The 11,432-nt window shown below is 69.2% G+C and carries 11 protein-coding genes and 1 pseudogene; 5 read left to right on the forward strand and 7 right to left on the reverse strand.

The features are described from left to right. Window positions 1-71 precede the first annotated feature (71 nt). The 3 genes from guaB to ACWDYJ_RS34535 form a co-directional block, all read right to left on the reverse strand. Window positions 72-1,580 carry an IMP dehydrogenase gene (gene guaB / locus ACWDYJ_RS34525; RefSeq protein ID WP_451569563.1) on the reverse strand — a complete coding sequence of 503 codons (1,509 nt, stop codon included), beginning with the start codon at window positions 1,578-1,580 and terminating at the stop codon, window positions 72-74. A 141-nt stretch (window positions 1,581-1,721) separates the two neighbouring features. Next, window positions 1,722-2,351 carry a sigma-70 family RNA polymerase sigma factor gene (locus tag ACWDYJ_RS34530; protein ID WP_451569564.1) on the reverse strand — a complete coding sequence of 210 codons (630 nt, stop codon included), beginning with the start codon at window positions 2,349-2,351 and terminating at the stop codon, window positions 1,722-1,724. A gap of 379 nt (window positions 2,352-2,730) precedes the next feature. Continuing rightward, window positions 2,731-3,342 (reverse strand): response regulator transcription factor, encoded by a 612-nt coding sequence (locus ACWDYJ_RS34535; RefSeq protein ID WP_003948568.1) that lies wholly within the window; start codon window positions 3,340-3,342, stop codon window positions 2,731-2,733. Window positions 3,343-3,721: 379 nt separating this feature from the next. Here ACWDYJ_RS34535 and ACWDYJ_RS34540 point away from each other — a divergent pair, with 379 nt between their 5' ends. Further along, window positions 3,722-4,048: a WhiB family transcriptional regulator gene (locus ACWDYJ_RS34540; RefSeq protein WP_030027725.1), complete on the forward strand. Its 327-nt coding sequence runs from the start codon at window positions 3,722-3,724 to the stop codon at window positions 4,046-4,048. A gap of 139 nt (window positions 4,049-4,187) precedes the next feature. On the opposite strand, the gene ACWDYJ_RS34545 is transcribed toward ACWDYJ_RS34540, so the two are convergent. Further along, complete coding sequence (locus ACWDYJ_RS34545; protein WP_451569565.1) at window positions 4,188-5,093, reverse strand: LysR family transcriptional regulator; 906 nt, start codon at window positions 5,091-5,093, stop codon at window positions 4,188-4,190. A 219-nt stretch (window positions 5,094-5,312) separates the two neighbouring features. Here ACWDYJ_RS34545 and ACWDYJ_RS34550 point away from each other — a divergent pair, with 219 nt between their 5' ends. Continuing rightward, window positions 5,313-6,086 (forward strand): SDR family NAD(P)-dependent oxidoreductase, encoded by a 774-nt coding sequence (locus ACWDYJ_RS34550; RefSeq protein ID WP_451569566.1) that lies wholly within the window; start codon window positions 5,313-5,315, stop codon window positions 6,084-6,086. 75 nt (window positions 6,087-6,161) lie between these two features. Then, window positions 6,162-6,860 carry an ester cyclase gene (locus ACWDYJ_RS34555; RefSeq protein ID WP_451569567.1) on the forward strand — a complete coding sequence of 233 codons (699 nt, stop codon included), beginning with the start codon at window positions 6,162-6,164 and terminating at the stop codon, window positions 6,858-6,860. Window positions 6,861-6,955: 95 nt separating this feature from the next. On the opposite strand, the gene groL is transcribed toward ACWDYJ_RS34555, so the two are convergent. Together groL and groES are read right to left on the reverse strand one after the other, a co-directional pair. After that, a complete protein-coding gene (gene groL / locus ACWDYJ_RS34560; RefSeq protein ID WP_451569568.1) occupies window positions 6,956-8,584 on the reverse strand; it encodes a chaperonin GroEL in 1,629 nt (542 codons plus the stop codon). Window positions 8,585-8,722: 138 nt separating this feature from the next. Beyond that, window positions 8,723-9,031 (reverse strand): co-chaperone GroES, encoded by a 309-nt coding sequence (groES, locus tag ACWDYJ_RS34565; RefSeq protein ID WP_030230757.1) that lies wholly within the window; start codon window positions 9,029-9,031, stop codon window positions 8,723-8,725. A gap of 299 nt (window positions 9,032-9,330) precedes the next feature. Here groES and ACWDYJ_RS34570 point away from each other — a divergent pair, with 299 nt between their 5' ends. After that, entirely contained in the window at window positions 9,331-9,459 is a 129-nt protein-coding gene (locus ACWDYJ_RS34570) for a hypothetical protein (RefSeq protein ID WP_451569569.1), read from the forward strand. Continuing rightward, complete coding sequence (locus ACWDYJ_RS34575; RefSeq protein WP_451569570.1) at window positions 9,447-10,844, forward strand: FtsW/RodA/SpoVE family cell cycle protein; 1,398 nt, start codon at window positions 9,447-9,449, stop codon at window positions 10,842-10,844. The genes ACWDYJ_RS34570 and ACWDYJ_RS34575 overlap by 13 nt, the downstream gene beginning before the upstream one ends. Before the next feature lie 108 nt (window positions 10,845-10,952). Here the strand turns inward: ACWDYJ_RS34575 and ACWDYJ_RS34580 are convergent. Continuing rightward, window positions 10,953-11,146 (reverse strand): annotated as a pseudogene (locus tag ACWDYJ_RS34580) (DNA-binding protein); the annotation flags it as partial. Window positions 11,147-11,432 lie beyond the last annotated feature (286 nt).

The raw sequence follows: 11,432 nt of genomic DNA on the forward strand, positions 1-11,432 counted from the left end.
CTCTGGCGGAGCCCCCGGCAACGGCGATGGGCGGGCCCGGTCACCCCGGCCCGCCCACCTCAGATCACCTGCTACCCCTTACGGGAGTAATTCGGTGCTTCCACCGTCATCTGGATGTCGTGCGGGTGGCTCTCCTTGAGGCCCGCCGAGGTGATCCGGACGAAGCGGCCCCGGTCCTGGAGCTCGGGAACGGTCCGGCCGCCGACGTAGAACATCGACTGCCGCAGACCGCCGACCAGCTGGTGGACCACCGCAGAGAGCGGCCCGCGATACGGCACCTGGCCCTCGATGCCCTCGGGGATGAGCTTGTCGTCGCCGCCCACTCCCTCCTGGAAGTAGCGGTCCTTGGAGAAGGACTTGCGGTCTCCGCGGGACTGCATCGCGCCGAGCGAGCCCATGCCGCGGTACGACTTGAACTGCTTGCCGTTGATGAACATCAGCTCGCCCGGGGACTCCTCGCAGCCCGCGAGCAGCGAGCCGAGCATCACCGTGTCGGCGCCCGCGACCAGGGCCTTGGCGATGTCGCCCGAGTACTGGAGGCCGCCGTCGCCGATGACCGGGACGCCCGCCGCCTTGGCGGCCAGCGCGGCCTCGTAGATCGCGGTGACCTGCGGGACGCCGATGCCGGCGACGACGCGGGTGGTGCAGATGGAGCCGGGGCCGACGCCGACCTTGATGCCGTCGCAGCCGGCGTCGATGAGCGCCTGGGCGCCGTCGCGGGTGGCGACGTTTCCGCCGATGACGTCGACCGTGGAGTTCGACTTGATCTTGGCGACCATGTCGCCGACGAGGCGCGAGTGGCCGTGTGCGGTGTCGACGACGATGAAGTCGGCGCCCGCCTCGATCAGGGCCTGCGCGCGCTCGTACGCGTCACCGGCGACGCCGACGGCCGCGCCGACCAGCAGGCGTCCCTCCCGGTCCTTGGCGGCGTTCGGGTACTGCTCGGCCTTGACGAAGTCCTTGACCGTGATGAGGCCCTTGAGGATCCCCGCGTCGTCGACCAGCGGAAGCTTCTCGATCTTGTGGCGGCGCAGCAGCTCCATGGCGTCCACACCGGAGATGCCGACCTTGCCCGTGACCAGCGGCATCGGGGTCATGACCTCGCGCACCTGGCGGCTGCGGTCCGACTCGAAGGCCATGTCGCGGTTGGTCACGATGCCGAGCAGCCTGCCCGCCGCGTCGGTGACCGGGACGCCGGAGATGCGGAACTTCGCGCAGAGCTGGTCGGCCTCGCCCAGCGTCGCGTCCGGGTGCACCGTGATCGGGTCGGTGACCATGCCGGACTCGGAGCGCTTGACCAGGTCGACCTGGTTGGCCTGGTCGGCGATGGAGAGATTGCGGTGCAGTACGCCGACGCCTCCCTGACGGGCCATCGCGATGGCCATGCGGGCCTCGGTGACCTTGTCCATGGCGGCGGACAGCAGCGGAACGTTCACGCGCACGTTCCGCGAGATGAGGGAGGAGGTGTCGATCGCGTCAGGCGACATGTCCGACGCGCCCGGCAGCAGCAGCACGTCGTCGTAGGTCAGTCCGAGCGTGGCGAATTTGTCGGGCACTCCAGTCGAACCGCTGTCAGTCATGACACCTTCCCAAATGGTCTTGCTCAGCGCGGATGTCCATGCTAACGGGATCCCGCAGCGTCTCATTCCACGACCAAGACCGAGTGGAAGTTTCGTGGCTTCCTACGAGTCGTAGGACTCCCAGGAGGCCTGCGAGGTCGCCTACTGCTCGGCGAGCGCGCGGAGCCGGCTGAGCGCCCGGTGCTGCGCGACGCGCACCGCTCCCGGCGACATCCCCAGCATTTGGCCGGTTTCCTCCGCCGTCAGCCCGACGGCCACCCGCAGTACGAGCAGCTCGCGCTGGTTCTCCGGCAGGTTGGCCAGCAGCTTCTTGGCCCAGGCGGCGTCACTGCTGAGCAGCGCCCGCTCCTCCGGCCCGAGCGAGTCGTCCGGCCGCTCCGGCATCTCGTCGGACGGCACGGCCGTGCTCCCGGGATGCCGCATGGCGGCCCGCTGGAGGTCGGCGACCTTGTGCGCGGCGATGGCGAAGACGAACGCCTCGAAGGGGCGTCCGGTGTCCCGGTAGCGGGGCAGGGCCATCAGGACGGCGACGCAGACCTCCTGCGCCAGGTCCTCCACGAAGTGACGAGCGTCACCCGGAAGTCGCGACAGCCGGGTGCGGCAATAGCGGATGGCGAGGGGGTGTACGAAGGCGAGCAGGTCGTGCGTGGCTTGTTCGTCACCGTCCACCGCACGGCGTACGAGCGCGCTGACGGCCCCGGAGCCGCCGCCTTTGGCGGCGCCGGTGGGGCCTGTGGCCGGGGGTGACCCCAGGGCCTCGTCGTCACGCATCAATCCATGGTGCCTTGGCGCCGGAGGATTCGCGGCACCACGGTCGGCGTTGTGCGTCGAAGCGTTATGAGCGGGTGCGCCGGAACTCATCATCTGCGCCCTCCCCTCCGCTCGGCCCGAATCTCCCCGAGGACTCGACGTCTCCAAGAATGCGGCACACCTCAAGCATGCGGCATCGCGCCCGAAGCGACACGTCCCCCTGATTCTGCCCCGCCAATCCCCGACCGCGCACCGGATACGGCGGGACGCGAGCGGCGCCCGCCCCGACGGGTGCGGGGCGCGGTGCCACCGGTGGCCGGGGGAAGCGGCCGACGAAGGGCCGCCCCGTCCGCCGGTGGCGGACGGGACCGCTCTCGACAGCCGCCCGCCGGCCTCGCGGTCAGCGGACCAGGCCCCAGCGGAACCCGAGTGCCACGGCGTGCGCCCGGTCCGAGGCGCCGAGCTTCTTGAACAGCCTGCGGGCATGCGTCTTGACCGTGTCCTCGGAGAGGAAGAGCTCGCGCCCGATCTCCGCGTTGGACCGGCCGTGGCTCATCCCCTCCAGGACCTGGATCTCACGCGCGGTGAGCGTGGGCGCGGCGCCCATCTCGGCCGAGCGGAGCCGGCGCGGGGCCAGCCTCCAGGTCGGGTCGGCGAGAGCCTGGGTGACCGTGGCCCGCAGTTCGGCGCGCGAGGCGTCCTTGTGCAGATAGCCCCGGGCACCGGCGGCGACCGCGAGGGCCACGCCGTCCAGGTCCTCGGCGACCGTCAGCATGATGATGCGGGCACCCGGGTCGGCCGAGAGGAGCCGGCGGACCGTCTCGACACCGCCGAGGCCGGGCATCCGGACATCCATCAGAATCAGGTCGGATCGGTCGGCACCCCAGCGGCGGAGGACTTCCTCGCCGTTGGCTGCCGTCGTCACACGCTCGACGCCGGGCACGGTGGCAACCGCGCGACGGAGCGCCTCTCGGGCAAGCGGGGAGTCGTCGCAGACGAGGACGGATGTCATGACCGCCCTCCGCAGCTGCTGATGCGCGTCACCTTGAGCCTCCAGGCTGGTACGTATCGTCACCTGTGCGGTCGACGTCCTCGGACATCTGTCCGGGAACTTCTTGGTTCAACCGCACTCGCTCTCTCAACGACGGTCACTCGAAAGAGTTACGGGTCGGACGGACACCTTCGGCACTCTACGTGAGGAAGCGATCACGGCGTTGGAGGCGCGAGTCGACTGTCCTCCATCTGGAGCTATGCCCTATTTGGCGGCTTTTCTTCCGTTCGGCACGTGTCTGAGGCTAGATTCCCAATGAGTCATATTTACATCTACTCTGACAGTAGGTGTGGAGACTTGGACCGTATCCGCCTCAGTACCGGCACCAAGAGGACTACCCATGGCAGATTTCTCCCGCCTCCCCGGACCGAACGCCGACCTCTGGGACTGGCAGCTGCTGGCTGCCTGCCGCGGGGTCGACAGCTCCCTCTTCTTCCACCCGGAAGGCGAGCGGGGCGCGGCCAGGAGCGCGCGCGAGGCCTCGGCTAAAGAGGTCTGCATGCGATGCCCGGTGCGTTCGGAATGCGCCGCGCATGCTCTCGCCGTCCGCGAGCCCTACGGGGTGTGGGGCGGCCTCACCGAGGACGAGCGTGAGGAACTGATGGGCCGTGCACGGCATCGGCTGATCCCGGCGTCGAGTGCGATCGGCCCCATCGCTCCGCACTGACAGGTCCACGCATCAGCCGGAGAAAGGCGCGGCCTTCCCGGCACCCGATCAGCAGGAACGTTTCGTCGGATCCGTGCGCACGCCCGGGCGTGTCGCACGCGGCGCAGGACCGGGACGTCACGCGTTCGGCCGTACCGCCTTACGGCCGCCGCGTGGCGGCCCGTGCCAGCTCGCCCAGGGTCGCCGCCACCGCCGGTACGCGCGCCAGATCCGGCAGGGTCAGCGCCACGATCTCCCGCTCGACGGCCGGCTCCACGACCAGGGTGCTCACGCCCTTGGCCCGTACGGACTCCACCGCCAGCTCCGGCAGCACCGCGACCCCCAGCCCCGCCCCGACCAGCCCCACCACGGCCGGGTAGTCGTCGGTGGCGAAATCGATGCGCGGGGTGAAACCCGCGCTCTCGCACACCTCCACCAGATGGCGGCGGCAGCGCGGACAGCCCGCGATCCAGGGCTCACCGGCCAGTTCCGCCATCCCCACCCGCTCGGCCCCCGCCAGCCGGTGCCCCTCGGGGACCAGCCCGACGAGCCGGTCGGTCAGCAGCGGAGTGACCACGAGGTCCTCCCACTCGGCCGCCGACCCCGGGGCCCCTCCGTAGCGGAAGGCCAGCGCGAGGTCGCAGTCGCCCTCGCGCAACATCTCGACGGACCGCGGCGGTTCGGCCTCGACCAGCGAGATACGGGTGCCCGGGTGCGCGGCGCGCATGGCCGCCAGGGCGGTGGGCACCAGCGTGGAGCTGCCGCTGGGGAAGGAGACGAGCCGTACCCTTCCCGCGCGCAGTCCGGCGATGGCCGCGACCTCCTCCTCGGCGGCCGTCAGCCCGGCCAGGATCCCGGCGGCATGCCGGACCAGGGCCTCGCCGGCCTGCGTCAGCCGCATCTCGCGGCCCGTGCGGATCAGCAGCGGGGTGCCGGCCGACTGCTCCAGCGCCTTCATCTGCTGGGAGACGGCGGGCTGGGTGCAGCCGAGTTCGCGGGCGGCGGCGGAGAAGGACCCGGTCCCGGCGACAGCGCGCAGAACTCGGAGATGACGTGCCTCTATCACCCTTCGAGCATAAGCCCGGCTTTGACTGCGAAGCCAATATTCGGCGCAGCCTTTGGGTGCTCTCGGCCGACCTGACGGCATTCACCTGACCTCCCCGAACGTCGGCCGCGCCACGGCATCGACGTGAACGCCGCCCTGCCGGGCTGCCGGAGGCCCACCGGGACGTACACGCCCGCCTCCGCAAGCACGGCGGCTGACCCGGGCAGCTAGGTTGCGCCTATGACGACTGCGTTGATTACGGGATCCACGGCGGGCATCGGCGCCGCCTTCGCCCGCCGGCTCGCCGCCCAGGGGCACAACCTCGTGCTGGTGGCCCGCGACACCGAGCGGCTGGCCGAGCAGGCCACCGAGCTGCACGACCGGCACGGCATCGAGGCCGAGGTACTGGCCGCCGACCTCTCCACGGAGCAGGGCATCGCGGCGGTCGAGGCCCGCCTCGGTGACCGTACGCACCCCGTGGACCTGCTGGTCAACAACGCCGGCTTCGGCAACAAGGGCCGCTACCTCGAGGTCTCCATGGCCGACGAGCTGACCATGCTGAAGGTGCACATCGAGGCGGTGCTGAGGCTGACCTCGGCGGCCACGGAGTCGATGCGTACGCGCGGCCGCGGCGGGGTCATCAACGTGGCCTCGGTAGCCGCGTTCGTGCCGCGCGGCACCTACGGCGCCAGCAAGGCCTGGGTCGTGCAGTTCACCCAGGGCGCGGCGAAGGACCTGTCGGGGTCCGGGGTGCGGCTGATGGCCCTGTGCCCCGGTTTCGTGCGGACCGAGTTCCACGAACGGGCCGGCATGGGCACGGACAACATCCCCGGCTGGATGTGGCTGGACGCCGACAAGCTGGTGGCCGCGGCCTTGGCCGACCTGGCGCGCGGCAAGACCGTGTCGATCCCGGACCCGCGGTACAAGGCGCTGATGGGTGTGGTGAAGCTGACCCCGCGCGGACTGCTGGGCGGCGTGTCGTCCCGTACTGGCCGCAAGTACGGGCCTCAGTAAACCGGCGGGTAGCACGGCCGAATGGGTGCAATCTCCCTAAACTGGATATGTCCGACCCAAGTCCCGGGAGGCGCCATGACATTCGTACAGATAATCGATTACAGGACCCGGCGGCAGGATGACCTCAACCAGCTGCTGGACCGGTACGTCTCGCAGAGTCAGGGCAAGCGCACGGTGACCCACAGCATCGTGGGCAAGGACCGCGAGGCCGAGGACCACTACGTGGAGTTGGTCGAATTCCCCTCGCACGAAGAGGCCATGAAGAACTCTCATCTCCCGGAGACGGACAGGATGTTCCAGGAGATGGTGTCGCTGTGCGAGGGGATGCCGACCTTCACCAACCTGGACGTGGTCCGCGACGAGAACCTCAACAAGTTGGTCGTGGACCGAATGTTCGACGAGCTGGCCATGTCGGGGGACCGCTCCGTCGCCGAGGAGATCTTCGCCTCCGACTACGTCGACCACGACATCTTCCAGGCCGATCCCAACGCCCAGGGCATCGACGGGCTGATGGCGGACCTGAACATGTGGCGGTCCGCGTTCGAGATGAGCTTCACCAAGGACCACCAGATCGCCGAAGGCGACTACGTCACCACCCTGTGGACCTGGAACGCACGGCACACGGGTGACTTCATGGGCGTCGCGCCGACCGGCAAGGACGTGAGCGCGACCGGCCAGACGACCTTCCGCTGCAAGGACGGCAAGATCGCCGAGGGCTGGTGGCACTACGACGTCATGAAGGTGATGCGGGAGCTGGGCGTCATCGAGATGTGACCCGCCCCTTCACCCCTCACGACCAACGGGAAGGCCCCCGTCCCGCCGTACGAAACGGCGGGACGGGGGCCTTCGCGTCACTTCGGGCGCGAGCCTCAGTGGCTGTGGCCGTGACCGTGGCCGTGACCGGCGTCGCCCTCGTCCTCCGCCGGCTTCTCGACGACCAGGGTCTCGGTCGTGAGCAGCAGGGAGGCGATGGAGGCGGCGTTCTCCAGCGCGGAACGGGTGACCTTGACCGGGTCGATGACGCCGGCCTTGACCAGGTCGCCGTACTCGCCGGTCGCGGCGTTGAAGCCCTGGCCCTTCTCGAGCTCGGCCACCTTCGCGGTGATGACGTAGCCCTCGAGGCCGGCGTTCTCCGCGATCCAGCGCAGCGGCTCGACGGCGGCGCGGCGCACGACCGCGACACCGGTGGCCTCGTCGCCGGTCAGGCCGAGGTTGCCCTCGAGGACCTTGACGGCGTGGACGAGCGCGGAGCCACCGCCGGAGACGATGCCCTCCTCGACCGCGGCGCGGGTCGCCGAGATGGCGTCCTCAAGGCGGTGCTTCTTCTCCTTGAGCTCCACCTCGGTGGCGGCGCCGACCTTGATGACGCAGACGCCGCCGGCGAGCTTCGCCAGCCGCTCCTGCAGCTTCTCGCGGTCCCAGTCGGAGTCCGTGGACTCGATCTCGGCCTTGATCTGGTTGACACGGCCCGCGACGTCGGCGGAGTTGCCGCCGCCGTCGACGATGGTGGTCTGGTCCTTGGAGATCGTGACGCGGCGGGCGGAACCCAGTACGTCCAGACCGGCCTGGTCGAGCTTGAGGCCGACCTCCTCGGCGATGACGGTGGCACCGGTGAGGGTGGCCATGTCCTGGAGCATCGCCTTGCGGCGGTCACCGAAGCCGGGGGCCTTGACGGCTACCGCGTTGAAGGTGCCGCGGATCTTGTTGACGACGAGGGTGGAGAGCGCCTCGCCCTCGACGTCTTCGGCGATGATCAGCAGCGGCTTGGAGCTGCCCGCCTGGATGACCTTCTCCAGCAGCGGCAGGAGGTCCTGGATGGAGCCGATCTTGCCCTGGTGGATCAGGATGTACGGGTCGTCGAGGACGGCCTCCATACGCTCCTGGTCGGTCACCATGTACGGGGACAGGTAGCCCTTGTCGAAGGCCATGCCCTCGGTGAACTCGAGCTCCAGGCCGAAGGCGTTGGACTCCTCGACGGTGATGACGCCGTCCTTGCCGACCTTGTCCATCGCCTCGGCGATGAGCTCGCCGACCTGCGAGTCCTGGGCGGAGAGCCCGGCCACGGCGGCGATGTCGGACTTGTCCTCGATCGGGCGGGCGGTCGCGAGGAGCTCCTCGGAGACGGCCTTGACCGCGGCGTCGATGCCCTTCTTCAGGGCGGCCGGGGAAGCACCCGCGGCGACGTTGCGCAGACCCTCGCGGACCAGAGCCTGGGCCAGCACGGTGGCGGTGGTGGTGCCGTCACCCGCGATGTCGTTGGTCTTGGTCGCCACCTCCTTCACGAGCTGAGCGCCCAGGTTCTCGTACGGGTCGTCGAGCTCGACCTCGCGGGCGATGGTGACACCGTCGTTGGTGATGGTGGGCGCGCCGAACTTCTTGTCGATGACGACGTTGCGGCCCTTGGGGCCGATCGTCACCTTCACCGTGTCGGCAAGCTTGTTGACGCCGCGCTCGAGGGCGCGACGGGCGTCCTCGTCGAACTTCAGAATCTTCGGCATGGGAGCGGTTCAGTCCTCTCGTTGCGATCCTCGGCCGCTCACCGCGACCTCCACCGCCTAGAACGAACTACGCCCCTCGCCGCCCGGCATCAGCAGGGTGACCAGGGGCGTAGCTCAAAGCAATACTGGAGAAGAGAATTACTTCTCGACGATCGCGAGCACGTCGCGAGCCGAGAGGACGAGGTACTCCTCGCCGCTGTACTTCACTTCGGTGCCGCCGTACTTGCTGTACAGCACGATGTCGCCGACGCTGACGTCCAGCGGAAGACGCTGGCCGTCCTCGAAGCGACCCGGACCGACCGCGAGGACGACGCCCTCCTGGGGCTTCTCCTTCGCGGTGTCCGGGATGACCAGGCCAGAGGCCGTGGTCTGCTCGGCGTCGAGCGGCTGGACCACAATGCGGTCCTCGAGCGGCTTGATGGCAACCTTGGAGCTGGCGGTCGTCACGATCCGACCTCCCCCTTCGGAGATCCGGGGTTAACTGTCTGAGGTGGCGACCAGGTCGATCCGTCGTCGCGGGTGCCGGACCTGCCTGTCGCTGTGTTGGCACTCACCAGTGGTGAGTGCCAGGTGCGAGACTATTCCGGTGATTAGCACTCGGTCAAGCGGAGTGCCAATTCTCGCCCCCGGGCGTTGCGCGTCGAGACCCCTCGGGGCCGTTCCCGGGGCCGTTCCCCGGGTCACCCGCGACCCTGCATCCGGGGCTCAGAAGCAACCGCGGGAAGCACATCAACGTCATAGCCGATATGAAGATAAAGCGCCTGATTGCCGAGCAGATCGGTCACGCTCCGCCGCCGGAGCCGACGCCGCAGCCGGAGCCGCAGCCGCAGCCGCAGAAGGGCATCGACGGCGGCGGCATCCCGTGCGGGGGCTGAGGCCCCTGACGGTGTCGGGCGCCCGCCGCCGTACCGAAGCATTGCTGCTCGTCCTGGTCGTCGGCATCGCCGTTTTCGGCCATGCCGGCGCCGGGCTGGCGATGAACGACGAGCTGCCGCGTAACCTCACCGACTTCACCATCAGCCTCACCCTGCTGTCACTGGTGGGCCACCTGGGCGTACGCCGCTTCGCGCCGTACGCGGATCCGCTGGTCTTCCCGCTCGCCATGCTGCTCACCGGGCTCGGGCTGGTCCTGCTGCACCGGCTCGACCAGGGATACATCGAGCGGTACAACGCCGACCCCAACGCGCCCGGACAACTGCTGTGGACGGTGGTCGGCGTCGCCGCATGCATCCTGGTGGTGGCGCTGCTGCGCGACCACCGGCTGCTCCAGCGCTTCATCTACATCACGATGGCCGTCGCCCTGGTGCTGCTGATCGCACCGGCGTTCTTCGGCGCGGACACCTACGGCGCGAAGCGCTGGATCATCCTCTTCGGCTTCTCGCTCCAGCCCGGCGAGTTCGTGAAGATCATGATCGCGGTCTTCTTCGCCGGGTACCTCGTCATCCACCGGGATTCACTGGCCCTGACGGGCCGCAGGTTCCTCGGCGTCCGGCTGCCTCCCATGCGCCAGCTCGGCCCCATCGTCACGGTGTGGATCGTCTCCATGCTGGTACTGGTCTTCGAACGCGACCTCGGCACCTCGCTGATCTTCTTCGGCGTCTTCGTGGTGATGCTCTACGTGGCCACTGAACGCACCAGCTGGATCGTGTGCGGCCTGCTCATGGCCGCGGTGGGCGCCTTCGCGGTGGGCTCGACCGAACCGCACGTCAAGGCGCGCGTGGCGGCCTGGCTGGAACCGCTGTCGTACTACTGGGAGAACCGGCCGGCGGGGGTGACCTCGGACCAGTCGGCCCAGGCGCTCTTCAGCTTCGGCACGGGCGGCATCTCGGGCACGGGACTGGGCATGGGACACCCCGAGCTGATCAAGTTCGCGGGCCGCAGCGACTTCATCCTGACGACGGTGGGCGAGGAACTCGGCCTGGCCGGCGTCATGGCCGTCCTGCTGCTGTACGCCCTCCTCGTGCAGCGGGGGCTGCGCATGGCACTGGCCGCGCGCGACCCCTTCGGCAAGCTGCTGGCCGTGGGCCTGGCCTCGGCGCTGGCCCTCCAGGTCTTCGTGGTCGCGGGCGGCGTCACGGGGCTGATCCCCCTGACCGGCAAGGCCCTGCCGTTCCTGGCCAAGGGCGGCTCGTCCCTCCTGGCCAACTGGATCATGATCGCCCTGCTGCTCCGGATCAGCGACAGCGCGGAACGCCAACGCGAGGCGGACGCCCGCGGACCGGTGGAGACGACGATCACTCCGGTGGTGCGGGTGGGGTAGGAATCCGTCCGGTTCCCGACGGCCGGCGGCACATCAGCCGGACAGAGGCCGGCCCCGGATCGCTACGCGCTGCCCACGTTCAGCGACTGGCGGGCCGCCGCCCCGGCGTCAGACGCCGACGATCCGCACCCGCCCGCCACAGAGCTTCGTCATGTCGTCGACATCAGACGTCAGCAGAACGACGGGACGACGTTGCCGCAACGCGGCCTCAGCCACAGCTGCGTCGATCGCGTACTCGTGCCCGTGAACGGATCGCCCCGGCTGTCCCTTCGGGCAGCGCGAGACTCACTCTGGCCGCAGGGCCTTCGCCGATGCCGTACGTCGTCTCAGACACCCGCCCAGAGTCTCAAACAAGCAAGAGGCGAACGAAGCGAACGAAACGAACAAGGTCGATTCTGTCCTGGCGCAGGATCGGGGGGCGAGTTCCGTTGGCGGAATCGGGGGGTGGGCCGGGGGTGTGGGGGTCGGTGTCCAGTGATCCGGGATCAGGGAGGGTATGGGGGCTTCCCGTCAGTCTCATCGTCTCTCCGGTTCGGGCCGGCCCCTCAAGAGCGCTCCTTCGTCGCGTCGCTACGCGATGTCGCTGCG

This window comes from Streptomyces sp. NPDC003042 (assembly GCF_053591315.1).

What these genes read in the sequence shown, in the direction of transcription:
- groL (WP_451569568.1), bottom strand. Translation starts at nt 8,584, where the DNA reads ATGCCGAAGATTCTGAAGTTCGACGAGGACGCCCGTCGCGCCCTCGAG.
- ACWDYJ_RS34540 (WP_030027725.1), top strand. Translation starts at nt 3,722, where the DNA reads ATGGCAGATTTCTCCCGCCTCCCCGGACCGAACGCCGACCTCTGGGAC.
- ACWDYJ_RS34550 (WP_451569566.1), top strand. Translation starts at nt 5,313, where the DNA reads ATGACGACTGCGTTGATTACGGGATCCACGGCGGGCATCGGCGCCGCC.
- guaB (WP_451569563.1), bottom strand. Translation starts at nt 1,580, where the DNA reads ATGACTGACAGCGGTTCGACTGGAGTGCCCGACAAATTCGCCACGCTC.
- ACWDYJ_RS34535 (WP_003948568.1), bottom strand. Translation starts at nt 3,342, where the DNA reads ATGACATCCGTCCTCGTCTGCGACGACTCCCCGCTTGCCCGAGAGGCG.
- ACWDYJ_RS34530 (WP_451569564.1), bottom strand. Translation starts at nt 2,351, where the DNA reads ATGCGTGACGACGAGGCCCTGGGGTCACCCCCGGCCACAGGCCCCACC.
- ACWDYJ_RS34555 (WP_451569567.1), top strand. Translation starts at nt 6,162, where the DNA reads ATGACATTCGTACAGATAATCGATTACAGGACCCGGCGGCAGGATGAC.
- ACWDYJ_RS34570 (WP_451569569.1), top strand. Translation starts at nt 9,331, where the DNA reads ATGAAGATAAAGCGCCTGATTGCCGAGCAGATCGGTCACGCTCCGCCG.